The sequence below is a fragment of the Planctomicrobium limosum genome, assembly GCF_051465645.1.
Taxonomy (GTDB): domain Bacteria; phylum Planctomycetota; class Planctomycetia; order Planctomycetales; family Planctomycetaceae; genus Planctomicrobium.
In genome coordinates this window covers 3924358-3949474 of record NZ_CP195790.1, presented here as the reverse complement: position 1 = coordinate 3949474, position 25117 = coordinate 3924358, and the positions used below count along the sequence as shown (strand labels likewise).

The following is a 25117-nucleotide window of genomic DNA, read 5'->3' as shown; positions in this document are numbered from 1 at the left end:
CTCCAACAGAATTGACGCGACGACAGAGATAATGTCGTAGACGATTTCCAAAATTCAGCCTGACCGGAATGGCATGACTGCGCGACGAGTTGCGACCCCACTTACATTGTTGGTGCTGCTGGTCCTGGCAGTTGGAATCAACTACATCGATCGCGGAAGTTTGTCGATCGTCAAAACAGATGTGTCGGAAGAGTTCAATCTCGATCACTCACAGATGGGGCTGCTGTTTTCGGCCTTTTTCTGGAGCTATGCACTTTCGCAGCTCGTTGCGGGATGGTTTGTCGACCGCTACGACGTGAAATGGGTGTACGCCATCGGCTTCGTGATCTGGTCGATTGCAACGGTCCTCATCGGGTTTTCAGCTAGCTTCACGATGCTGCTGATCCTGCGTCTCGTGCTCGGATTTGGGGAGAGCGTGGCGTACCCCGCGACATCACGGATCATCGTGATGAACTTTCCGGAGGAACGCCGCGGACTCGCGAATGCCCTTGTTGATGCAGCATCAAAAATGGGCCCTGCTCTGAGTATTCTGTTTGGCGGGTTGATTGTTGCCAACTTTGGCTGGCGAATGCTCTTTTACGTCATCGGTCTGGGAAGCCTGTTGTGGCTTCCGTTCTGGCTCTACCTCGTCCCATCACAGGAACGGGCAAAGCCGAAGGACGTCTCCCCGGACGATGTTGGCTATGCTGAACCAATTCAAAAAGTGCGATTTGCGCAGTTAATGCAGCGAAGAGAAGTCTGGGGAACCTCGCTAGGGTTCTTCTGTCTGGGATATACCTGGGCGTTTCTGCTTTCCTGGCTCCCGGCGTATCTCGAAGAGGCGCGTGGATTTTCGAAAGAATCGATGGCCGTTTTCGGATCAATGCCCTACGGGGCGATGGCAATCACTTCAATCTTCGGAGGCTGGTTGTCTGATCGGATGATTTCCCGTGGAGCCTCGGTGACGTTGGTGCGAAAAGGGTTTCTCGTCGGAGGGCTCCTGTTGTGTGCCATCTTCATGTATGCAGCGATGGCGGTATCAGACGCCTCGGCGTGCATCGTCCTGCTTTGTATCGCTTGTGCCTCACTCGGAATTTATACGTCCAATGTCTGGGCGCTGACTCAAACACTTTCCGGACCACACGCGGCAGGTCAATGGTCGGGTTTCCAGAATGCCATCGGAAACTTTGGCGGAGCGCTATCACCGTGGCTGACCGGCTGGTTGGTTAAGGAAACAGGCACCTATTCTTCTGCATTCGCGGCTTCGTCGCTCATTCTCGTCGCTGGTGTGTTTGCGTACCTGTTTATGATCGGACCGATTGCTCCTCTCAACTGGCGGCGTTCTGAGCCAACTGAGTCGGTGTGACCTTTTATCAAATGACTTCTTACAGGGATTGATCGTATGTCGCTGAATTCCTCTCCCCTGCTCTCAAGCCGTCGCACATTCCTGAAGGCCGCTGCAATCGGGGCCGTGTCATCAGCACTGCCTCAGGCGGTTTGGGCGGAGACTTCTGCTTCCGGCGATATCGATGCACACGTTCATGTCTGGACTCCAGACACGGATCGATATCCGATTTCGAAGAAGTACAAAAAAGCAGACATGCAGCCTGCGAGTTTCACTCCAGAGGAACTCTTCGCTCACAGTAAGCCGGTGGGTGTCGATCGAATCGTGCTCATTCAGATGAGCTTCTATGAGTTCGACAATCAGTACATGCTCGACATGATTGCGAAGTACCCGAAGAATTTTCGCGGTGTTGCGATCGTCGATGAGACGAAGCCAGATGTCTGCAACACGATGCGCGAACTGAAAAAAGGTGGCGTCACCGGCTTTCGCGTCTATGCGAATCGCGAAGCAACCGAATCCTGGGTCGACTCCAAAGAAATGGGCGCCATGTGGAAGTGTGCTGCCGAGAACGGACAGGCAATGTGTTTGCTCGCGAACCCGGATGCACTGCCTGCGGTAAAGAAACTTTGCAAGAAGTATCCTGATACTCGCGTTGTGATTGACCACTTTGCTCGTATTGGGGTGAGTGGCCGTATGGAAGAAGCAGATCTGAAGAACCTCTGCGATCTGGCCAGCTTCAAGAACGTGTATGTCAAGACGTCTGCGTTCTATGCACTCGGTAAGAAGAAGGCTCCTTACACCGATCTGGGACCGATGATTCTCCGATTGTGTGATGCTTATGGAGCGAATCGACTGATGTGGGCGAGTGACTGCCCTTATCAGGTTGAGAAAGGTCATACCTATGCTGAATCAATCGCTCTGATCCGCGAAGGTATCGACTCCCTGACCGCAGACGACAAGGCCTGGATCTTGCGTAAGACAGCGGAAAACGTCTACTGGAGCTAATTCGGTTGAGTCGCCGTGCGGTCAATCAAGACGCTGCATGTTGATTGATAATGATACGAAAACAGCCGGAGATCCGAATCGGGTTTCCGGCTGTGCTTGTTTGATTCAGATGGCTGAGTGAAGCGCTGGGCGGAGTATGAATGACTTCGCGAGTCTCACATTCCTCTGGCGGGTTTGAATCGATAGCCGATCCCGCGAATCGTCTCTACTTGATCGGCGACATCAAGGAGTTTCTTTCTTAATGCCCGAACGTGGACGTCAATGGTGCGCTCCATCGAGTTCGCATCTTCCCCACGGCTGCAATCCAGAAGTTCGTTGCGGCTGAACGTTCGCCCTGGTTGTTTTGCGAGAGTCCAGAGCAGACGAAACTCGGTCGGGGTCAATGGCAGCTCTTCACCATGCAGTTTCACGATATGGTGAGAGCGATCGATCTCGATGGGACCGATGGATAAGATCTCGTGCTCTGATTCTTCAGAGATCGGTCGCCTGAGTAAGGCTTTCACTCTTTCAATCAGGGGTTTCACGCGGAATGGTTTTGCGACGTAATCGTCGGCCCCCATGTTGAAGCCGAGGACTTCATCAATCTCTTCATCCTTGGCAGTCAGAATCAGGATGCGGACGTTTTTCGTTCGAGGATCACTCCGCAACTGACGGCAAACCTGCAAGCCATCAGGAGGCGGAATCATCAGGTCGAGAACAACGATATCGGGAACCTGATTCTGCACTTTCAGCAGTGCGTCGCGACCACTGACTGCCGTCGTAACGTCGAATCCTTCTTTGCGAAAGTTATATTGCAACGCATCCAGGATTGTCGGTTCGTCTTCAACGATGAGAATTTTCGTATTGCTCATGAACTCGATCGGCTTTCTCCTCCGAGCTTCCGTGCGTGACGAATGATGCGACCTTCAACCAGGTAAACAACATCTTCTGAAATGTTGGTTGCATGGTCGGCCACACGTTCGATCTGGCGTACAGCAGAGAACATGTGCAGCAACGCATCGAGTTGATCCGGTGAGCGGTGCATTTCAGCGATCAGCTGCTGAATGACTCCCCGATTCATCTCGTCGATTTCCATATCTTCTTCGCAGACCTGTCGGGCGATGTCGCTGTTCAGGTCCACGTATGCATCAATACTTTTGTGCAGCATCGAGACGGCACGTTCGGCCATCTCTTTCACCTTGTCAGGAATGACAACCGGAGGTGAACTTAATAGTCCACGTGCACGTTCAGCAATGTTGACGGCAAGGTCGGCGACTCGTTCCAGTTCTCCGGCGATTTTCATCACAGAGGTGATGCGGCGCAGATCAATTGCGACCGGCTGATAGAGAGCAAGGATTTTCAGGCAGGAGTCTTCGATACGAACGTCCCAGCGATCGATATCGATATCGTCCTGATCGAGTCGACGAGTCTCTTCCAGATCAGGATTGGAAAGCAGATTCACTGCCCGATGAATCATGTCTTCAACGCGCGAACACATTGAAAGCAGATCTCGGTGCAGTTCCGACAAGTCGAGTTGCATATGGACCGACACGACAACTCCTCACTCAATCTGAGATCGAACTTCAATAACGTGAATCTGACAACGAGGACTCACAGGGATCACATGTTAGATCCATCTGAGTCCAATTCTCTGCTTCTCGCGGTATCACCCAGATCCGTGGATCAACCGAATCGACCAGTGATATAATCCTGGGTCTGTTTTTCACGTGGGTTGGTGAAGATCTGCTCTGTGTCACCCACCTCGATCAGAACCCCTTTCAGGAAGAACGAGGTGAAGTCACTGACACGCGCTGCCTGCTGCATATTGTGAGTCACGATGACGATCGTGTAATTCTCTTTCAGCTCGAAGATCAGGTCTTCGATGCGGGCGGTACTGGCTGGATCCAGTGCACTTGCTGGCTCGTCCATCAGCAAGACTTCTGGATCGGTTGCCAGCGCGCGGGCGATACAAAGCCGCTGCTGCTGACCACCAGAAAGTGCCATCGCCGAGTCTTGAAGCCGGTTCTGGACTTCCTTCCACAAGGCAGCTCGCTTCAGCGATGTTTCGACAATGTCTGCAAGCTTTTCACGGTCTCTCATTCCACCGATGCGAGGACCATAAGCGACGTTATCAAAGATTGATTTTGGGAAAGGAGTCGATTTCTGGAAGACCATGCCCACGTGTTTTCGCAGGGCAACGACGTCGACATCCGGTGAATAGATGTCCTGATCTTCAAGAAGGATCTTACCGGTATGTCGGGTTCCCTCAACGATATCGTTCATCCGATTCAGTGTGCGGAGAAATGTACTCTTCCCACAACCGCTTGGGCCGATCAATGCGGTCACTGCCCGTTCTGGAATGACAATGGAAATGTCATACAGTGCCTGGTTCTCTCCGTAATAGAAACAGAGCGAACGGGACTCGATCTTGGCTTTACGTGATTCCTTTACCGCGTCGCCATTTCCGGTGACGCGTTTCACAAGTCCAGAGAAAGATGCTGCTGTGTTCGGCATAGTGAATTTAATAGCAACCGGCTGGGGGAACCTGTCGAACGAACTGAAACGAATCGGTTCAGGGTCTCTGCTGGTTACCAGTTCATATGTTTGCTGTAACGGTTTCGAATAAGGATGGCCAGACCGTTCAGGACGAGTAAGACTGCCAGCAAGACCGCAATGCCAGCTGCTGCCACGTACTTGAACTCTTCTTTTGACTGACGCACCCAGTTGAAGATCTGAATCGGCATCACAGTGAACGTGTCGAACGGAGCTTTGATCAGACCTTCGGGATGTTGAACGACATCTGTCACGCTATCAATGTTTCCGGGAGCGAAGTACACGAAGGTCATCGCCCCGAGCATGACAAGGGGAGCGGTTTCCCCGATGGCTCGCGAAATGGCAAGAATCACACCGGTCATGATGCCGGGAACGGCAGCCGGCAAGGTCTGGTGACGAATGGTCTGCCAGCGAGTGGCTCCCAGTGCGAGAGAGGCGTGTCGCAATGAAGACGGAATCGCTCTCAGAGCTTCCTGGGAAGCAATGATAATGATGGGCAGAATCAACAGGCTCAGTGTCAGCGCACCGGAGATGACAACTCGACCGAAAGGCAACGGGATCAGGTACTGGCCGAAGTGTTCGGACCAGAAGAATCCTTCAAGATTCCAGCCGGTCCATTGGTGAATCCAACCGTTCGGACCAAACAGTCCAAACATGCGAACAAAGACGGTCAGGCCAAGAATCCCGTAAACAATCGAAGGCACGCCAGCGAGGTTCGCAAGATTGAGTCGTATGAAGCGATTCAGACGATTGTCAGCGGCGTACTCTTCCAGATAGATGGCAGCGCCGATGCCGATCGGGACAGCAAAAATGATGGTCAACCCGATCACCCAGGCTGTTCCCAGAATCCCTGAAAGCATTCCGGCCTTGGCTGGAAAGCGTGCGGAGTCGAAGCTGGTCAGGAACTGCCAGTCGATCCAGCCGACCGCGTTCCTGGTCACAGTGACCAGCAAAACAATCAGGATCGAAACGCTAAACCAGATGGCTCCGCGACAGGTATAGGCAAACAGCTTGCTCTCGGATTTGCCGGCCTCTTTTCCCAGCCGATTGATCGGACGAGAAACGGGAGTCGCGGCTGGAGGAATGCTGTTCTGTTGATCGTTCGGTGTTTCAGACGGGGTGTTGCTCATTGATACACCTCACGGAAGCGGCGCATCCACCATTGAGAAAGCACATTCATTGCCAGCGTCATGAAGAAGAGGGTCAACCCGACAGCGTAGAGACTCTTGTATTCGATCGAGCCGGCTGGGGTGTCTCCAAGGCTGATATTCACCATGAACGCGGTCATGGTCTGGATGCTCTTCAACGGGTTCATTGTGATCACGGGGCTTTGGCCAGCCGCAATCACCACGGCCATCGTTTCACCAATTGCGCGGGAGATGGCAAGCAGGAAGGATGCGATGATCCCTGATGTCGCTGCAGGAACGACGACCCTTACGCTGACATCAAATTTTGTTGAACCCAATGCATATCCGGCTTCGCGAAGACTGCGAGGAACGGATCGCAGTGCATCTTCGCTCAGGGAGCAAACCATGGGGATGATCATGATCCCGACAACGAGTCCTGCACTTAGCGCGTTGAATCCGTCTACATCGAGGCCAAAAATGCCTGTGAAGAACGGCTTCAGCAGAAAAGGCGTAATGAACTCGAGGGCAAAATACCCATAAACGACGGTTGGAATTCCCGCCAGAATTTCGAGAAACGGTTTGACGATTTTTCGAACTTTGGGTGTGGCATACTCACTCAGGTAAATTGCCCCAAGAATTCCGAGTGGAAGACCTGTCAGAGCGGCAATCCCGGCGACGAGTACTGTTCCGCACAGAAGAGGCAGCACACCGAAGTGCTTCTCAGCGAACTGTGGCGACCATTGGGGCGAGGTGAAGAACTCCCAAGGGGAGATCTCTTGAAAGAATGCGGTTCCTCCTGTGAGAGAGAAAACCGATTCAGAGAACATCACCAGAATGATTCCGGCGGTGGTGATGATTGACAGCAGCGCACAGAGAAAGAGCAGACTTTCAATGATCTGTTCTTGAAACCGGGCTGCGGTGTAACGTTTTTTCAGCGACAAAAATCACCTTTGGATGATCGTAAGAGCACAAGGCTCTCTCGGAGTCATGCTGACTGGCATGACTCCGTGTTCACTTTGAAAACCGCCGTCTTTGATCGCTTGTTATGGAGCGACGGAAAGCGCTTTCAATTTTCCTTGATTCTCGACGTAATACGAATAGCCAAAGTAGGCGAGTGCGTATTCGTCGCCAGCAACACCGGTGACGAGGAAGTTATCGTCTCCACTTTGCTGATAATCCGACCGTGATGCCCCTTTTTTACCGCAAATCGCTTCCGTGAAATACTCAAACGTGCCGGAATCGGTATCAGGCCCGAATAATTTTATTTCGACGTCCGGATACTCCGGGTTGATTTCCGACCATTTCTTGATCTCACTGCCCGGGCTCCAGAGCTTCTTCAACTCTTCCACTGTGATTCCAGCGATCCAGTCGTTCTTTGGGTTTACGACGATTGTGAGGCCGTCGAGACAGATCTCCAGTTCGAGATATTCGATTCCGTTCTTCTTACAGAGTTCGATCTCGGATTCTTTGATGTGTCGTGACGCATTGCAGATTGAGATTTCGCCAGCACAGAACTTCTTGAATCCCCCGCCGGTGCCGGAGGTTCCTACTGGAACGCGTACCGCTGGATGCTTTCGGGAAAATTCTTCGGCGATCACTGTCGTCACCGGGGCGACTGTGCTGGAGCCGTCGATCAGGAGTTGCCCGTTGAGCGGACCATCTTTACTTTCACCGCCAACCGCCTTGATTTCTGCTTCGAGAATCTCAAGCTGCTTGTGGAACAATTCGGTCGTGATGGGAACGAATCCACATTCTTCGATGAGCAGATTCCCTTCATCTGTGAAGTAATATCGCAGGAATTCGATGGTTTCCGGCTTCTTGAGTGCGGCTTTATTGACATAAAGAAGCAGCGGGCGCGAAAGAGGTTTGTATTCGCCAGAGCGAATTGTTTCGACGCTGACTGCCACGGCGTTGGGAGGCATGAACCCTTTGGTTGAGACTGCTTTGCTTTCAGCCTTCCCGGAAGGAGATGATTGATTGCCGCTCGGGCATCCGACCATCGTTGCACAAAGAATCCCAAGTAAAAGGGCGGATGTGGATCGCATTTTATTCCTTGTGGCAGCTGTTCCGGGCTTTTTCAGATCAGAACTGAGATCACATCGCGGTCGGAACCCGATGTGAATGAAAACCGACTCTCTGAAAACGACGTATTTGGTGAATTTCCAACAACTTGCGTCTGTTTCCAGGCATTGTGGAGGCATGTCGATAACCAGTGGAAAACCCTGAGTCTTCAGGGATTCGACTTGGTACGGGTCTGCTTGCCAATGAAGGTAACGAGTTTTGTTAAGATGCCAACCAGAAGTCTGTTAAGAGAATGTTAAGATGCACAAAGAGCATGACAGAAAGGTGTTGCAGAATGTCCGATCAATGAGAAAACCCGGCATTCGCAGGAATACCGGGTCTTCGTAAGTTCAAATTTCGCTGTCGATCCAACAGCACAGCTCAGCCAGATGAGAGTCCGAACTGGTCCATCGGTTCAGCACCTGAAGATCAAAGCCTGACGAGGCATTAGATCTGATCGAGAGCCTGTTTCAGGTCGTCGATGATGTCCTCGACAGCTTCAGTTCCGACTGACAGGCGAATGAATCCTGGAGTGACCCCAGCTGACTCCTGCTCTTCAGCCGTCAATTGCTGGTGAGTGGTGCTGGCCGGGTGAATGATCAGCGACTTGCTGTCGCCAACGTTCGCCAGGTGTGAGTGCAGTTTCACCGCGTTGATGAACTTGATTCCGCTTTCGCGTTGTTCAGCAGCAGAACTGCCCTTCAGCCCGAACCCGAAGACCGATCCGGCTCCATCTGGCAGGTACTTCTTCGCCAGTTTGTAGGACGGATGCGATTCAAGTGATGGGTGGTTGACCCATTCGACTTTCGGGTGAGAGTTCAGGAACGCGGCGACTGTGTTGGCGTTCTTTGCATGACGCTCCATTCGCAGATGGAGTGTTTCCAGTCCCTGCAGCAACAGGAACGAGTTGAATGGACTGATTGCCGGGCCGAAATCGCGGAGCAGCTGGGTTCGCACCTTCAGAATATAGGTGAGGTTCATGCCGCCGAAGGTCTCGTGGAACTTCAATCCGTGGTATGACGGATCTGGCTCGGTCAGTTCAGGGAACTTGCCGTTGTCCCAAGGGAAACCGCCCTTTTCGATGATGACACCACCGATGGAAGTTCCGTGTCCACCGATAAACTTGGTGCAGGAGTGAATCACAATGTCTGCACCGTGCTCGAATGGGCGGCACAGATATGGGGAAGCCAGAGTGTTATCGACAATCAACGGAATCCCGGCTTCGTGAGCGATGGCAGCGATCGCTTCGAAGTCAGGAACGTCGCAACGTGGGTTGCCGAGGGTTTCCACAAAGATGGCGCGGGTGTTTTCGTCGATCGCCTTGCGGAAGTTCTCCGGGTCAGCCTGAGCAACAAACTTCGTGGTGATGCCATACTTTGGCAGCGTGTAGTGGAACAGATTGTATGTTCCGCCATACAGGCTGGTTGAAGCAACAATATTCTGCCCTGCTCCGGCAATGGCCATGACCGCGAGCGATTCAGCAGCCTGCCCGGAAGCAACGGCGAGGGCACCGCTTCCTCCTTCAAGCATCGCGAGACGTTTTTCGAGAACGTCGTTGGTCGGGTTCATGATTCGGGTGTAGATGTTCCCGAATTCCTGCAGCCCAAATAGACGTCCGGCATGTTCGACGTCGTTAAAGACGTAAGACGTTGTCTGATAGATCGGAACTGCACGGGAGTTGGTGGTTGGGTCTGGCACCTGTCCACCATGCAGGCAAACTGTGTCTCGCTTCATCTGAGGCGCTCGCTTTATTTCGAAATGAGTGTGAGGGTGAACGACGTCAATGGCCTCGGGACTGTTCCAGGTTTTAGAACGTCCCTCGCTTGCTTACAGGACTTGGTACAATTCGGAAAGAGAACTGGCAATGATCAGCACTGCGCGACTCAGAGTCTGGCCGGAAGCTCCTGTCCGTGAGTTCGCATGCTAACCGTCTGCAGCGGCATTCTCAAACCGACACGCACCGGAACTTGCGGTGAGAGTTGATTTGGAGTTGCCGGGTGTCAGGCATCGCAGTTCTGAGCCATTGTCGTTGTTAGACGTCGTTGATTGCAGACCAATTCCTGTGCAGAGAGCGGAACTTCTCGGGAGCGAGCGAATGCTGAATTATCAGAATCGGGTTCTGCTGATCGACGAAGAGGAAGACGCGTTTCATCTCTTTCAGGGATTGCTGCTTCAGGCTGGGACCGGTGTCTATGAATTGACGTGGACACCCAGCTTCGAAGAAGGCCTGGCAGCGGTCGTCCGGTGTTCCCATGACGTTTATATCGTGAGTGACCGGTTCGAAGGGTATGAACGGTTCGATCTCATTCGGCGAGCGATCACTCTCGGCTGCACTGCCCCGATCATTCTGATTACCGATTATGATGACCATCTGATTGAACGAGAGTCGATCAATCTCGGGGCGACAGATTATCTGATCAAGAACCAGATTGACGCCGCGAGTGTCGCGCGAGCGATTCGATATAGCCTCGAACGGGGGCGGCGTGCTCAGGTGGAAACCTCGTTGCAGGATTCAGAAGCACTTTACCATTCACTTGTGCAAAGCCTGCCTGTCTGCGTGCTGCGGAAAGATCTTCAGGGGAAGTTCATCTTCGCGAATCAGGCCTATTGTGAATTCACCACTCGACGCCTTGATGAAATTATTGGCAAGACAGACTTCGATTTCTCTCCAGCGGAAGTTGCGCACAAGTTTCAGGAGGACGACCACTGGGTTGTGACGACCGGGCAGCAGCTGCGCAATATCGAAGTCAATCAAACCAATGGTCGCACCAGTTGGGTTGAGGTGATCAAAACACCGGTACGCGATTCGCGCGGACGCATCGTGGGGACTCAGGCGATATTCTGGGATGTCACTGAACGGCAGATGGCCGTGACTGAATTGCAACGCGCAAAAGACGTCGCTGAAGTCGCGAATCGGGCGAAAAGCGAGTTTCTGGCAAACATGAGCCATGAAATTCGGACACCGCTGAACGCTGTGATTGGCATGACCGAACTGGTGCTCGATTCCCCTCTGATTCAGATGCAGCGTGAGTATCTGGAAATGGTGCTTTCGTCAGGGGAATCATTGCTCGCGGTCATCAACGATATTCTGGATTTCTCGAAGATCGAAGCAGGGAAACTCGATCTGGAATGTCGTGCGTTCGAACTTCGTGAAACCGCTGGCGACACAATGAAGTTTCTGGCATTACGCGCACGAAGTCATTCGCTGGAACTGGTCTGTCATATTGCTCCTGATGTCCCTGATGTTGTTTTGGGTGACCCGAACCGGTTACGGCAGATTCTGATCAATCTCGTTGGGAATGCGATCAAGTTTACAGATGCAGGCGAAGTGGTTTTGCATGTTCGATTGCGAGAAGTCAAAGACAAGTTCGCCATCATTCACTTTGAAGTTGCTGATACTGGCATCGGCATCCCGGAAGAAAAGATCGCGACGATCTTCGAGGCATTTGAACAAGCCGATACCGGCCCGAGTCGTCGCTTTGGAGGAACTGGACTGGGGTTGGCGATCTCGGCCCGACTGGTAGGTCTGATGGGAGGCAAGCTCTGGGTGGAAAGTCAGCTCGGATTTGGAAGTCACTTCCACTTCACAGCACGCTTTGAAATGACAGAGATTCAGTCACCGACCATCCCGCCTGCAACCGCTGTCCGGATTCAGGGAGCGAGTGTTCTGGTTGTTGATGACAATCGCACGAACCTGCAGATTTATCAGGAAATGCTCCAGAATTGGGGGCTGAAACCGACGATTGCCAAAGGGGGGACGGACGCATTGCTGCAATTGAATTCTGCGTATCAGTCTCGCAATCCGTTTCAGTTGTTACTGACCGATGCAGAGATGCCTGGCATGGACGGGTTCACACTGATTCGTGAAGTTCGGGATGATGAGCGATTCAAGAACATGGCAATCATCATGTCGAGTTCGGCGGATCGTCCGACCGATCAGGCGATGTGCAGCGAATTGAACGTGGCCGCGTGCCTGATTAAGCCGGTCAAGCAGTCTGAGCTCTTCGACGCCATTGCCGAAGGGCTCGGTGTGACATCACCAGAGGACGGCGATCTCGGAGTAAGTGCTCACGCCGGCGAGCATCAGATTCAGCCTCTGCGAATTCTGCTTGCTGAAGACAATAAGGTGAACCAAAAGCTGGCGATTGGCCTTCTGGAAAAGTGGGGGCACCACGTCACCCTTGCTGGAAATGGACTGCAGGCGATTACCCATTGGGAGCAGCTTCCTTTCGATCTGGTGATTATGGATATCCAGATGCCGGAGATGGATGGCCTGCAGGCGACGCGAGCAATTCGTGCGTTGGAAGAGACACGCGGTGGGCATATTCCGATCATCGCCATGACTGCTCATGCGATGGCAGGAGATCGTGAACAATGCCTGAATTCCGGGATGGATGGCTATGTTACCAAGCCATTGCGAATGCACGATCTTCGCTCGGCGATCGCCCGATTCTTTCCACAGGACGGATTGATAACGGAACCTGTTACAGCAGATAGTGAAGATGCTGAACAAGGTGATGTCGTCGAGAATGCCAATCGGACCGAGACCGTTGTGCGGAGGTTGAATTGGGGAAATGCACTCAACACCTGTGGGGATGACAAAGCGTTACTGATGGACGTGATGGGGACATTTCTTGAAGAAGTGCCGTCATTGGTCGGACGGCTGGAAGTGGCGATCGAGGCAAAGGATTCGCAGCTTGTAAAACGACTTGCCCATACCATTGTCGGAGCAATGAGACCCTTTGGCGAATCAACAGCGCTCAGGCTGGCCGCGGAGTTGGAACATATGGCCAAGTCAGAGACGCTCGAACTTGCGATTTCAGTCTTCGTTCAACTGGAGTCTGATTTGAAACAGGTGCTTGCAGAAGTCCGGTCGGTTGTGAAAGCCGGATGAACTCTCAGGCGCCGCACTGGCTGAAGGCGGTGTTAGGCCTTGCGACCGGGAAGACGGCGATAGATCTGCACGAGTCCCAGAAGGAGGACGAGCAGCGCGAACGAGAGCCCGAAAACAATCAGCAGAGCAATCGGGTCACCAAAAAAACGTCGGATAGCGAAGTTCGTGCTGCGGTCTTGTCCTCCATTTGCAGAGAGGGCGATTTCGGCCATCCAGATGTACTTCCAGAAGAACAACGTGGTCAGGCTGCCAGCGGCCAGAAATGGTCCGTAAGGCAATGCCGGCCAGTTTCCGACGACTCGAAGCAGTCCTCCGATTCCAACGGCGAAGAGGGGAGCCAGTAATAATGCAACGATTGTTGGCTGCCAGCCGATGTAGGCTCCAACCATTCCCATCAACAGGACATCTCCGAATCCCAAGGCTGGTGACTGGAGCACAAACGCGGCCACACGGCGAACCAGTTCTGTCGCGATGAACCCGCACGCAGCGCCAGCGAGACTCCAAGTCAGTCCGTGCAAATGCGGATATGTTCCCAGCCAGCCTGGGATGTCCGGGCCTTTGAGCTGGGGAATTTCCGCGTTCCAGTCGACCCAGACATGTGCGAGTTGGAAATTTGCAGATGCGGTTGCACCAATCACCGCAATGATCACCCCGACCCAGCAGCACCAGTCAAGAATATAAAAGCTCTTGAAGTCCGTCGCCGTGATGATCAGCAGGAGAATCACCAGCGACAGGTGATAGACCACGCGCCATTCCCGCCAGCCGTCTCCGGGGATGACTTCAGGTGTGCTTTGTGTGTTCAACCCGAGCGAACACCAGACAAATGCACTCCCGAGCACAACTCCGGCCAGAGCAGAACCAACAGGCCAGTAACCGGGAGGAAGCTGCAGGTCACGAAAGGCCCTTCTGGTTCCGAACCATGTCAGAACACCGGTCAAAAGTCCCAACACCAGAGAGACCAACGGGAGGCCAAGTTGTTGAATGAGTGTCTGCACGGTGAGTCGTTGTGAGTCGAAGTGAAAGGCGAAACAGAAGCAGCGATGCCTCAGGCGATTCCAAGATCTTCATAGATCGCCGTGAGGAGATTGTGGAACCTCAAATTGTGTTGTTCGTCGCCAGGCATCCCGTTTGCGATCGCAGCGACAACGACATTGTGAACCGGATCAGCAAATCCGATGGAAGATTGTGAACCACCATGACCAATTGTCGCGTCTGATGCGAACTGACCATAGCCGTACGGAACGGTTCCGCCTCCATATTTTCGTGAATTGACGATCACACCCAGCCCGAAGTCGACAATTCGCTGGAAGGACGTGTCGAGCTTTGCTTCTCGCTGGCGGCTTGTCATCTGTTCGACTGTATCCGGCAGAAGCAGAGTTGAGCCTTCCGGTGTCACTCCCTGTCGGATCAAGGATTCATAGAACCATCCCAGTTCCCGGATCGGCCCACGCATATTGGAACCCGGTGCTGGTTTTGTGACTGCTTCTCGTTGATGCCCACGTGTCGGGGTGAGCAGACCATTCTTCGACGTGTAAGTCATCCCAATCAGCTCAGGGTGGGCATCGTATTCTGCCGTAGGCATCGCGAGCCATGTGTTCGTCATTCCGAGAGGTTCAAGAACGTCCTGTCTTACGATTTCCTCAATCGAGCGTTGATTTAAGCGTTGGAGAATTTCTCCCAGCAGGAACCATGTTCGGCCGGGGTCATAGCCAATTTCCGCACCGGGAGACTGATCTCGTTTGAGGCCAGATGTACAGATTTTGGTGATGATTTCATCCCAGGAATGGTCCGGGAACCCTGTCAGAATCGGCTTGAGACCAGCGGTGTGTGTCAGCAGATTCCAGATGGTGATGTTCTCGGTTCCCGGGCCGGTGAACTCAGGAAGAATGGCGACGACAGGCGTATCGAGTGAGAGCTGTCCGTTCTCGATGGCCTGTAATGTTGCAGCGGCTGTGATCGGCTTTCCGGCACTCAGCCACAGCATGCGAGTCTCGGTCGTTAACGGCACACCCGGCAGGTTCTCCCCGACAGCGACATCCAGCACTGGCTCGAGATTCAACGAGACATAGAGCTGCATCCCCATGTTGAGGCCATGCTCAATCCCGTTCTGAATGACACGAAGTGTTCGCGGGAACGACGAATTGAGCTCGGAGGACATGGTGACGCAGTGGCTGCTAAAGTGAATATCTGTTGAAGTGAGCGCGATGCCGAATCAGGACAGTCGAAGTCGATTTAAGTGACGTTATTCATCAGAATGACACCTTGAACCGTTGCACCGACGACAGGTTCCATCTTGGCGTTGCGGATCAGACAACTACTGACGATTACGTCTGTCAACTCTCCACGCAGGATGATCCCATGATCCATCTGTGACTCTGGTCGCTTGTCGATGATCTGCGTCGAGTTGATCGTGACGTTCTTACTGTTCTCCACAAGGAGACCTGCCAGAATCGCGTCGAAAATCTGGCTGCCGGTGACGTTGATCTGCTGGCAACCCACCAGTTCGATCAGTGCTTCGCGTCCTTCTGGAATCGTCGCCGGTGTTGCTTTCTCAGGGACCTGCGGGTCTTGAATCTGCAGTCCATTGATCAGACATTCTGAGGAATTTTCGAGGCGAATGCCGGTCGCCAGCTTGGTGCGGTTGAAGTCAGGCATATGCCCAATCATGTTGCCGGAGATCACTACATTCCGGGACTCTTCCACCAGAATGTTGCGGCGGTTCGATCCATAGATCTGATTTCCAGAGACAGTCACCCCCCAGACTCGCGTGAAGTGCAGATTGGTTTCTTCGTTTCCAATCAGATTGCCGGTGATGGAGATCAGCCCCAGATCTCCTTCCACGTTATCGGTGCCGATAAGGCGAATGTTGCATCCCCCCTTCACAACGGTTGCCTGAATCGTGTTGCTGCAGATGGTTCCTTCCCGAACTGAACCGTTTCGCGTATCGATGTAGATTTCTGCTGTTTCATTCGGTGACTCGACATCTTCCGGGAACCGCTTCAAGAACGTTCGCGAGTTGTTGTACTCGATGTCGTTTCCGGTGATTTGAATGTTGCGGATTTCACTATCGTTGATACGGATTCCGCCCAATCGGCAATAGCTGATATGCGAGGACGAGATGATGATCTGGTGGAGATTGAGATGGTCCAGATGAATTCCGATGCCAGTGTTGTAATAGATCTGGCAGGAATCGATCAGGATATTTCTGGCTCGTTCGTGAACGTGAATGGCAGTGTGAACGTGGCGAATCGCGAGTCGAGTCAGGGTTGATTGCATCGTTCCCTGAATGCGGATTCCGTCGGCTTGAGGATGGGCCCCTTCGATTTCAAGTCCGTCGATCGTGGGGAATCGCTCGTTCTGCCAGATCTCCGGTTTGAAGCTAAGGGGATCGGCACTCTTGCCGTGTGTCCCACGAATCAGGAACGCAGGACCGGGGCCGGCCATGATGACTTTCGCTTGACCGCCGCTCCCGCTGATTTGCAGTCGTCCAAGCTTTTCAAGATCGATCACCAGAGTCTTGGAAATGAGGTAATTTCCCTCTGGAAAAATCAGTTCTCCATTTCCTTCATCAATCGCGTGCTGCAGAGCTTCTGTATCATCAATGACTCCGTCGCCATGAACTCCATAATCCAGAACTGTGGCCATTTGATTGCTCGCTGCTAGGGAGGTCAGAAGATGCTCATCCTCTAATGTTTCGTCTTGAAATTGTGACAACTTGGAGGAGTTTGCTCCACCCTGTCACTGGAGCGCCAGAGGTTCGAACGAAGAACCCACAGGATCACGATGGCAGATTCGTGTTGATCGATCTGGCTGAGACGTGGTCAAATACGGTTCGAACTGATTGAGGCACGCCACCTGGAAGTGGGGCTGAGAATTCCGAAATGATCCGAACATTTATTGCGCTACCGGTCGCCCCTACGGCAGAACTTTTGAAATTGCTGCGGTGGACTTCAAAAAACAGTCGTGCTCTGCGAACGATTAACCCGGAACAATTGCATATCACCCTGCAATTTCTTGGCGACACCTCTTGGGAAAGCGTGCCGCTGATCGGTCAGGCGATTGCAGAGAGCGTTCAGGGTGTCCCGGAGTTCTCTGTCACGCTGGGACCGATTTCCGGATTTCCCAACATTCAACGTCCCCGCATCGTCTGGGCAGAAATCTACCCCAAGGAACCGATTATTGCGTTGGCTGAAAGCCTGGCCGGACGACTGGAGGATCTGGGAATTCGCCTTGAGAACCGGCCGTTCATCCCCCATTTGACATTGGCACGAGTCAAAGGGAAACGGGATCAGGCATCTGAAGATTTGAAACAGGCAGAGCTCCCGCAGTCACTGGGGACCGTTTCTCTTGATACTGTGATTCATTACGAATCGCAAACAGAACAGGGACGACCGGTGTATGAAGTATTGAGCGAACACTATCTTCATTAGAGCGGTTCTTGAACTGGTGTGGCGTGACAGGCACGCGGCATTCAGATTTTCTCCTATCGAGAAGGCTGCTGCGCGGCCACATGATAGACTGACACGGTCTAGGATCGTGACCTGCTGAGGAAACTGTGGCCGGATGCGAGAGCAATTGGGGCGGGAGTTTGCCAGACATACGGATTCAGGAAGATTTGTTACACTCCATTTTCGTTTAGAATCACACTGCTTGATGTGAACCGTGCGAATTTGTCAGATCATGGTTGGTTGAGGGATCAATGGAAAAAGCGAAGTTACTCGGGTTGATGTTTGCAATCGCGACTGCATTGTTCTGGGGTCTCTACGGACCAGCGCTGGGCAAGGCACGAACACCGGGTGATACCCCCTTCAAACCTTATATCTTCATTGGGTTGGCTTACCTGATCTGGGGAATCGTTGGCGGAATGGTTGCCGTTAAAGTCGCAGGTGGAAACTTCAAGTTCACACCAGAATCCGTGAAGTGGGGATTCATTGCCGGAACGCTCGGTGCCTTTGGAGCATTGACCCTGACGATGGCGATGTTTCAGGCGAAAGATGCTCGCCTTGTGATGCCAGTCGTCTTCGGGGGAGCAACCGCGATCTCTGCGATCACGGGAACGATACTCGCCAGAAATTATCATATCCCCCCTGCTCAGATGGTGGGATTTCTTCTCGTGATTGTCGGCGTCGTTCTCATTCAGATGAATGCGACACACGGGCCAGCACCAGCCAAGCCTGTCGCTCAATCGACACCATCAGAATCCGCAACGCCGCCATCAACATCGAATCATTAGGCGGGTTTTCACACTGTTGAATCCACGTTGAATACGTTATCGCCGTTGTGGTCGTTTCGAGTTGTTCGAAACGACCACTTTGCGTTTTGGTGATGGCCTGCTTACGTTCTGGATTGCTTGAGAAACTCATTCAGAACAACTGTGGCATAGCTTCCACTGGGGAGCTCGAAGTTCAGTTTCAACCCGAGTGGATGTTCTTCCACTTTCAGGTCGCCCGGCCACAGTAAGAATGGTCTGCGAGTTCCCGGTGTGAGCTTGGAGTAAGTCCGAAAGATCTCGTGTGTGAATCCGGCGGCATCCAGGATCTTTTCTTCGAGTTCCGCTGGCCTGCCGGAAGGTGCTTTCATCTTGGGCCCAAAGAGCGGCCCGGTGATGACGGTTTCTCGTAGGTCGAAGCGTGCTTGCTCTCGTGCGGCATCTTCAACGACAAATGGACCACCAGACGCACACACCTGCATGACGTCTCCCACTTGAACCTGATGCAGCCAGCCTTCCAGCATCCGTTGAGCAAGGATTGCATTGAAGAAGGACGATTGTACGGCGGACGTCGCCAGTCGTAAGAGAAACTTACGCCGTTGACCGGGGATGTCGCGTGGGTCGGCTTCGCCTTTCAGTAAGCGAATCCCCAGTGACAGCGTCTCGCCATCAATACCGAATCGCTGGTCGCCGAAGTAGTTCGGAACGCCGCGAACTGCGATCAGGTCGACCAGATCTTGAGCAATCTTGAGCTGCTCCGGAGAAGTATCGCGGAGCACAATTTCAAAACGGTTGCCTTTGAGGTGACCGGTTTTCAGCTTGTTCGTATGTCGACTTGTCTCAAGGATACGAATTGCGTCGGTGTTGACGGCGTCGACGTTTGCCTCTGCTGAACCTGGGACTGAAACCCATTGTCGTGTGATGGCGCGTCGGTCCTTCAACCCTGCCATGCCGATGTCGTCACGTTTCACTCGCAATGATCGCGACAGGTGGCCAGTCAGGTAATCAGCTGAGATGTCCTTCTTCTCGATCAAGAGATAGAGGTGGTCTCCGCTGCCACATGGAATGTATGCAGGAATTTCTTCGACGATGAAGTCGTCCGGTTCCACCTTCAGCCGACCGGTGATCACCAGCTGGTCTGGTGTCAGGCAGGGAGTTTGAGGAGAAGAGGCGGAGTTCTGGTCGGCATCGAGTGACACAAGGCAATCCTGAAGAAGACGTTCACAGAGAAGATGGGAGAGTTAGCGACTGAAGAACGGTCAGTGTAATTCAGTCGATGTTATTCAGGTTGAAGTTGTCGCGCGAAGAAAACGCAGAGCACTTCGGCAGGAGCATTATAAGGGTTCGACAAACAGTGCTTCGTGCTGCCGTCGAAGTAGAGACTGTCACCTTGTGACAGTTGGTAAACATCGTCTCCGAATTTCAAATCGATATTGCCGCTGATCACCATGAGGAACTCTTCCCCTTCATGGGCGAGTGGTTCACAGCGAGTTTCATGTGCCGGGACAGTGAGTTGAAACGGGTCCATCGCTCGATTGGCTCGTTTATAGGCGAGTGACTCGTAGCGAATGTTCGCGCGGTCTCCGTCACGCTCAATGCGGCGACGGTCGGCCTTGTGAACTACCACCATTTGCGGCTTCTCATCCAGTCCTTGCACGAGTTCGGCGATCGGAACTCCCAGCGCAACGGCGATCTCACCCAATGCTGAGAGGGACGGGGTCACACGAAAGTTCTCGACTTTGGAGAGCCAGCTTCTGGTCAGGCCAGTCTTGGAGGCAACCTGTTCCAAGGTCATGCGACGGTCGAGACGATGCTGGCGAATTCGTTGAGCAAGTTCCACGAGATTCATGCGTGTGACTCTATGGCAATGACTGAATGGTGACCGCTGTGTTCAGGCCAGTTGAAGCGTCAGTCCGGAAGTACTCGCTGCGAGAGAGCGGAGATCAACCTGCATCTCATTCACGTCTGCTGTGCGAATGAGATGCAGACTCAGCTGATCAAGGTGCAATCAAAACTACTTCTTTGGGCGAAGATCTTTGCGGCAGCCTGGATCTTCCGGTGTTGGCGTTCCAACTTCGTCAACCGGATGCATGAACAGATAACGCCAGACATCTTCGTGAATGAACTTGCCATCGGCCCCTTTGACTGCGCTTCCACCTGGGACCACGCACCCGTGAGCACGATTTGCGTTTCCACCGACATCTGCTTCCGTGATCAGACTGCGAGAATTTTCAAATGGGAAAGGAGTCTTGTCGACATCGACGATCGGACCAAACTCGTTCATGCCGAGCAATTCCCAGGAGCGGCAGTAATGATCCCCGGTCCAGCCTGAGTCCAGAACATGCGTGAAACCGAAGTAACGGTTCTTTGCGGTCGCCGATGGAAGTGCTTGCCAGACATCGAGATGGTCTCGAGGCCCACAGAACATCACAACACGATCAACTCGCTGATGCTTGGCAAAGCGAGCCGAGGTTGTTGATCCATGAGAAGAACCGGCAATGGTCACTTTGCTCCAGAGAATGTCTTTGCCATCGCTGGTGAGGAACTGTTCCCATTTCCCTTGTGGGTGTTCTTTGCTGAGCCACTTGACGAATCGCAACGCCTTTTCGGTCATCGTGTCGGCTTTGGGAATGCTGACTGCTTTGCTGGAATCGATGCCAGTGGCCGCTTCCAGTCGAATGTTTCCCAGGTACTGGTCGTCATCTCCGGCCAATGGGCTCAGCTTGGAGAACCAGCCGTTGGCGTAGTGCACCTGAATATAGTGCAGACCATAACTGGCGGTACGATCTGAAAGTGCCTGACCGTGTCCCATCAACCAGATGACCAGTCGTCCTTGTGGTTCGACGCTGGTGTCGACGACAGCATTCTGGACGTCAGCCGGCTTTCCATCTTTTTCGATCAGATATGAAATTTCCGGTTGTGCCCGAACTCGTTTGTCGATTTCGCTGGCGCGGGCCTTCAGATGGTATTTCTGGGGATTTGGGTCCTTGTATGCAGGCGGTTGTTGAGCCATGCATAGCGTTGTGAGCTGGCTCAAAACAATGGCAGCGAGAATTGGAAGTCTCATATATTCAGTCACTCCAGAGTCATCAGGGACCGAAGTTTCCCTGTCTTTACTGTCATGCAGAGGAGAGTTTCAACATGGATTCAGCTTCATGTCGGGAATCTCGCTCTGCCTCATTCTCTCATCGCACGTTCAGATGACAGTGAGATCGATTGCGTGCATTCTCGCGTGCAGAGCCATGAGACGCAATCACGCCGCCCTCAACAAATTGTCGAGAGCGGCGTGATTGAATTCAGATTGAATTATGTCTGGAAGACGGCTGGGGCCTGATGCGATCTACCGGACCAGACGAAAGTTGTGCCGACAGAAGCGTATGATCCGGGTTCTGATGACTTACCAGATGGTTGTTTGAATTGAGGACATGATCCAGCGGTTCAATGACGTGGCCGGAGCTGTTTCTTTCGACGATGCACAGGTGACGTCGCATCCTGATTCGCGTAGTGCGTCAATCGCTGCGAACTGTTCGGCTTCGTTGCATTCATCAAGCATCAGGAAGCGTCCACGCAGTTCAGTCGAGACAGGTGGAAGCAATCGTGGCCACCATGCTGGAAGACTGGCACAGCTGACGCCAGCAATGTCGAAGTCGGAGTCGCTGACGCCGAGTCGGCTCAACAGGATCTGCTGGAGAGCAATGACTCCGCCGTTACCAACTCCGTGCAGGAAGATACGGTCAGGGTGAATGTTCCACTCTTGAGTCACTTCGCTGATGGCACTGGAAATGGCACCCCAGCTTGCGTCCGGACGTTGACCTCGCCAGCGGAACTGACCTGGCAGACCGGAGCGTGCCGGGAATGGGGCTCGAATCCCCAGCCCGATGTAGTTCTGATCACTGACAGATGGAAACCATTGATCCAGATCACGTTCTGAACGGTCGTGATCATGGAGCACGCAGACCAGCGGATACTGGTAAGAGTGAGTGTAGGAATCTGGGATATAGACCGCAGGACCGGAAAGCCAAGGATGACCAGAGTTGAGACTCTGTCCATCGTCCCATCGCATTTCGCAACCGTCACCGTTCGGAAGAACAGCGTCGACAGGCATCTTAATACCCATGCGTCGATGTAACATTGCTTGTGTCCTCCGTGCCAGTTTGTGTTGTCGATGGGATCGACGTTTCAGTTTCCGGGTTGCGAGACATCCTGACTCGCATCGTGATCAATCAGTGCTTCAATTGAAAATTTCTGACCTGGACAGGCGGTTGCGTTGACGTCGCCTTGCCTCAGGGCTTGCTCATCAGTAATTCCAAATTCCCTTTGAAGAACCTGAACCAACTGGCGAACGGACTGCATTCACCTGCATTCCCTGACCAGTGCCAGTCACAATGTGATGATGACCGAATCACTTGACTGCAGGCAGTCGTCTGTTGTGACAGAGTGATGAAGGATCAGGAATGTCCATGCACGCAGAGGAATTTCAGTTTCACAAATAACGATCACCGATGATGTCGCATGTATTGTCATGCGACCAGATGACTGGAAACCTGTGGAGTGTTCCTGAATCGCATCTTGTGTTGCCTGAAAGCATCAAAACAGTCAGGAAAACCAGTGATTCGTTGCAGGAAAGTTCGTCCCTCAGTGCATGCGATGTTTGTATGTGTGATGGGCGAGAAGTGTCAATGTGTTTCCATGATCAAAAACAATTCACGTGTTGTGCTTCAGGCTGTCATCGCATTTTCTGCGATCTCGATTCTCGAGTCCGGCAGGCTGTGCCGAAGCGCTCCGACATTGAAACATCTCCCTGCAAACTCCACGGTCCCCTCTTGACTCGTATTACTCAACTGAACGGGAACGCATTTCGAGCAGACGTGAATTTCCTGTCTGAATGAGAACATCGTTCTGTCGTAAATCAGTCACAGGGATGATTGCATCTCGCCGCGATCACTTGCCACACTGGATCCATCATCTTGACGAAATGGACAGTTGACGATGTGTGCAAGCCAATCTTTGAAATGAAGAATGGACACGGTCGTTGCTGATCACAGAACGTTCATGAGGGCTGCATTTCGATGAATGCAACTGTCTCAGTACAGATCAGTTCTCAATCTGCGGCATCCACTTTCACTTTTGCGCGACATGAAAGAGACCGAAATGAAAAAGCGACTGTTGTCCTGTTGTGCTTTGGGGCTGTTTCTAATGTCAGGGTATCCAGCGAACGCCAAAGGTCCGGCTTATTCCACTCTGAAGCAGGTTGAAGGGAATGTCGATTTTCAGCGGCAGGGAGAATATGTCGGCGATAAGAAAGCCGTTCAGGTGATCGCTCGCGGTGATGGCAAGTTTGAGATCGTGAAATTTCAGGGAGGATTGCCTGGCGCTGGCTGGGACAAGTCAGCAGTTGTCACCAAAAATGGGAATTGGGACGAGATTCAAAGCGAACTCGCAGGACTGAAGAAGATCGTTCGCGAAAGTCCAACGCTTGGGTTGAAAGCGCCTGAAGGGGCCACCGTTCTGTTTGATGGAACGGATGAGACCTTCTCAAAGCATTGGAAGCCAGAATCAAAGATTGGGGACAAGCTGCTTCAGGAAGGTGCAGTCTCCAGTACAACGATGAAGGACTTCAAACTTCATCTTGAGTTCTTGTTGCCGTTCATGCCTGAAGACAAAGGACAGTCGCGCGGCAACAGTGGTTGCTATCTGCAGGGTCGGTATGAATTGCAGATGCTCGATTCCTTTGGTCTCAAAGGAGCCGACAATGAGTGTGGAGGAATCTATCAGGCAGCTCCTCCAAGTGTGAACATGTGCCTTCCTCCATTGAGCTGGCAGACGTACGACATCGACTTCACTGCTGCAAAATTTGACGAGACCGGCAAGAAAGTGTCGAACGCGCTTGTGACAGTGAAACACAATGGGATTGTCATTCATGATCAGTTGGAGCTTCCAAAACAGACACCAGGTGGTGTGCTTCAGACAGAGTCTGTAGAGCCTGGTCCGTTGTTCCTTCAGAACCACGGAGACCCTGTTCGGTATCGCAATATCTGGTTCGTGACGAAGTAAGTTTTGCGTCGCGTTCAACGACGATCAAACCTTCGAACGACTTTTTGTGAGCAGCGTTTCACTGCAGAAATCATGCGGTGAAACGCTGCTTCTCTTTTGGTGATTCGATCAAGAAGAACGTCATCAGTGAATGACAGCAGCGTTGTGAATTCATGTCGAACGGATGTGCAAACACGATGATCGATTCTTCAATTTGTCATTCACTCTGCATGTGAAAATGCGCTGCGCAACACGGTGGTGATGAGGCCATCGCTCATGTTGTTGTTGAATCGTTTCCATGTGTTGTGTGTCTCGAATTGATTGAAAAACTTTACGCATGTCGTCGATTCGACAGAAATTTGGGTTGCATCTACTGATCGTTTTCGTACTATTTGCCGCAAGTTATTGCTGGCGTTACAACTCGCTGAATTGAACTCAAAACAGACTCAATTCAGCTGACTCAAGGACACCGGCAAGCGGTTCACCACGGTTGGTGAATCGATGTTCGGCGAGAGCGGAATGTCAGACCAATTTGCCCGGTAGCTATCGGTAAGACATCCCGCAGTAGGTGACTCTTGGAAGGAGGAGTTTCCACATGGCCAAGAAAAAAGCGACGAAGAAGGCAGTGAAGAAAGCTGCAGCAGCACCAAAGAAGGCAGCTGCACCAAAGAAAGCCGCAGCTCCAAAGAAGGCTGCTGCTCCAAAGAAAGCTGCTGCAAAGAAGAAGGCAGCTGCACCAAAGAAGAAAGCTACAAAGAAGAAGGCATAACACCTCGGTGTTGCTTCTCTCGCAATGGGCAAGTCGGTTCAACCGATTTGCCCGTTTTTGTTTCTAGACTGATCTGATCGATCATGTCGACTCACGGCAGTCGAGCCAGTTGAGCACTCAGTCGAGTGACTCCTGTGTGAAAGACGGAATGTTGCCTCGCACG

General features: G+C 52.5%; 21 protein-coding genes. 7 read left to right on the top strand and 14 right to left on the bottom strand.

The window, feature by feature from the left end; translation table 11 throughout:
- Positions 1 to 73 precede the first annotated feature (73 nt).
- The gene (locus SH527x_RS15085) at positions 74 to 1345 is read left to right on the top strand and encodes an MFS transporter (RefSeq protein WP_437191508.1); all 1272 of its coding nucleotides are present in this window, start codon (positions 74 to 76) and stop codon (positions 1343 to 1345) included.
- A gap of 36 nt (positions 1346 to 1381) precedes the next feature.
- Positions 1382 to 2329, top strand: a complete 948-nt coding sequence (locus SH527x_RS15080; protein WP_437191507.1) for an amidohydrolase family protein — start codon at positions 1382 to 1384, stop codon at positions 2327 to 2329.
- Positions 2330 to 2484: 155 nt separating this feature from the next.
- On the opposite strand, the gene SH527x_RS15075 is transcribed toward SH527x_RS15080, so the two are convergent.
- From SH527x_RS15075 to SH527x_RS15045, 7 genes are all read right to left on the bottom strand, one after another.
- On the bottom strand, positions 2485 to 3180 hold the full coding sequence (locus SH527x_RS15075) for a response regulator (RefSeq protein ID WP_437191506.1): 696 nt from the start codon (positions 3178 to 3180) through the stop codon (positions 2485 to 2487).
- A complete protein-coding gene (phoU, locus tag SH527x_RS15070) occupies positions 3177 to 3860 on the bottom strand; it encodes a phosphate signaling complex protein PhoU (RefSeq protein ID WP_437191505.1) in 684 nt (227 codons plus the stop codon). The genes SH527x_RS15075 and phoU overlap by 4 nt, the downstream gene beginning before the upstream one ends.
- Positions 3861 to 3991: 131 nt before the next feature.
- On the bottom strand, positions 3992 to 4822 hold the full coding sequence (gene pstB / locus SH527x_RS15065) for a phosphate ABC transporter ATP-binding protein PstB (RefSeq protein WP_437191504.1): 831 nt from the start codon (positions 4820 to 4822) through the stop codon (positions 3992 to 3994).
- Between the two features lie 74 nt (positions 4823 to 4896).
- Positions 4897 to 5991 carry a PstA family ABC transporter permease gene (locus SH527x_RS15060; RefSeq protein ID WP_437191503.1) on the bottom strand — a complete coding sequence of 365 codons (1095 nt, stop codon included), beginning with the start codon at positions 5989 to 5991 and terminating at the stop codon, positions 4897 to 4899.
- Positions 5988 to 6929 (bottom strand): phosphate ABC transporter permease subunit PstC, encoded by a 942-nt coding sequence (gene pstC, locus SH527x_RS15055; protein WP_437191502.1) that lies wholly within the window; start codon positions 6927 to 6929, stop codon positions 5988 to 5990. The genes SH527x_RS15060 and pstC overlap by 4 nt, the downstream gene beginning before the upstream one ends.
- Before the next feature lie 102 nt (positions 6930 to 7031).
- Entirely contained in the window at positions 7032 to 8033 is a 1002-nt protein-coding gene (locus tag SH527x_RS15050) for a phosphate ABC transporter substrate-binding protein PstS family protein (RefSeq protein WP_437191501.1), read from the bottom strand.
- A 463-nt stretch (positions 8034 to 8496) separates the two neighbouring features.
- On the bottom strand, positions 8497 to 9783 hold the full coding sequence (locus SH527x_RS15045; protein ID WP_437191500.1) for an O-acetylhomoserine aminocarboxypropyltransferase/cysteine synthase family protein: 1287 nt from the start codon (positions 9781 to 9783) through the stop codon (positions 8497 to 8499).
- Between the two features lie 361 nt (positions 9784 to 10144).
- Between SH527x_RS15045 and SH527x_RS15040 the strand changes: the two genes are divergently transcribed.
- Positions 10145 to 12943: a response regulator gene (locus SH527x_RS15040; RefSeq protein WP_437191499.1), complete on the top strand. Its 2799-nt coding sequence runs from the start codon at positions 10145 to 10147 to the stop codon at positions 12941 to 12943.
- Between the two features lie 32 nt (positions 12944 to 12975).
- On the opposite strand, the gene SH527x_RS15035 is transcribed toward SH527x_RS15040, so the two are convergent.
- The 3 genes from SH527x_RS15035 to SH527x_RS15025 form a co-directional block, all read right to left on the bottom strand.
- Positions 12976 to 13938, bottom strand: coding sequence for a prepilin peptidase (locus SH527x_RS15035; RefSeq protein ID WP_437191498.1), 963 nt, complete (start codon positions 13936 to 13938; stop codon positions 12976 to 12978).
- Between the two features lie 50 nt (positions 13939 to 13988).
- Positions 13989 to 15101 (bottom strand): serine hydrolase domain-containing protein, encoded by a 1113-nt coding sequence (locus tag SH527x_RS15030; protein WP_437191497.1) that lies wholly within the window; start codon positions 15099 to 15101, stop codon positions 13989 to 13991.
- Between the two features lie 74 nt (positions 15102 to 15175).
- Positions 15176 to 16588, bottom strand: a complete 1413-nt coding sequence (locus tag SH527x_RS15025; protein WP_437191496.1) for a right-handed parallel beta-helix repeat-containing protein — start codon at positions 16586 to 16588, stop codon at positions 15176 to 15178.
- 236 nt (positions 16589 to 16824) lie between these two features.
- On the opposite strand from SH527x_RS15025, the gene thpR reads away from it, so the two are divergent.
- Positions 16825 to 17373, top strand: a complete 549-nt coding sequence (thpR, locus tag SH527x_RS15020) for an RNA 2',3'-cyclic phosphodiesterase (protein WP_437191495.1) — start codon at positions 16825 to 16827, stop codon at positions 17371 to 17373.
- A 269-nt stretch (positions 17374 to 17642) separates the two neighbouring features.
- The gene (locus SH527x_RS15015) at positions 17643 to 18176 is read left to right on the top strand and encodes a hypothetical protein (RefSeq protein WP_437191494.1); all 534 of its coding nucleotides are present in this window, start codon (positions 17643 to 17645) and stop codon (positions 18174 to 18176) included.
- Between the two features lie 101 nt (positions 18177 to 18277).
- On the opposite strand, the gene truD is transcribed toward SH527x_RS15015, so the two are convergent.
- The 4 genes from truD to SH527x_RS14995 all read right to left on the bottom strand — a co-directional run bounded on the left by truD (position 18278) and on the right by SH527x_RS14995 (position 22284).
- Positions 18278 to 19351: a tRNA pseudouridine(13) synthase TruD gene (truD, locus tag SH527x_RS15010; RefSeq protein WP_437191493.1), complete on the bottom strand. Its 1074-nt coding sequence runs from the start codon at positions 19349 to 19351 to the stop codon at positions 18278 to 18280.
- 80 nt (positions 19352 to 19431) lie between these two features.
- Positions 19432 to 20001, bottom strand: a complete 570-nt coding sequence (locus tag SH527x_RS15005) for a helix-turn-helix domain-containing protein (protein WP_437191492.1) — start codon at positions 19999 to 20001, stop codon at positions 19432 to 19434.
- Positions 20002 to 20166: 165 nt separating this feature from the next.
- Positions 20167 to 21219, bottom strand: a complete 1053-nt coding sequence (locus tag SH527x_RS15000) for a BPSS1187 family protein (RefSeq protein ID WP_437191491.1) — start codon at positions 21217 to 21219, stop codon at positions 20167 to 20169.
- Positions 21220 to 21549: 330 nt separating this feature from the next.
- Positions 21550 to 22284, bottom strand: coding sequence for a hypothetical protein (locus SH527x_RS14995; protein ID WP_437191490.1), 735 nt, complete (start codon positions 22282 to 22284; stop codon positions 21550 to 21552).
- Positions 22285 to 23303: 1019 nt separating this feature from the next.
- On the opposite strand from SH527x_RS14995, the gene SH527x_RS14990 reads away from it, so the two are divergent.
- Entirely contained in the window at positions 23304 to 24206 is a 903-nt protein-coding gene (locus SH527x_RS14990) for a 3-keto-disaccharide hydrolase (RefSeq protein ID WP_437191489.1), read from the top strand.
- A gap of 574 nt (positions 24207 to 24780) precedes the next feature.
- Positions 24781 to 24954: a hypothetical protein gene (locus SH527x_RS14985; RefSeq protein WP_437191488.1), complete on the top strand. Its 174-nt coding sequence runs from the start codon at positions 24781 to 24783 to the stop codon at positions 24952 to 24954.
- Positions 24955 to 25117 lie beyond the last annotated feature (163 nt).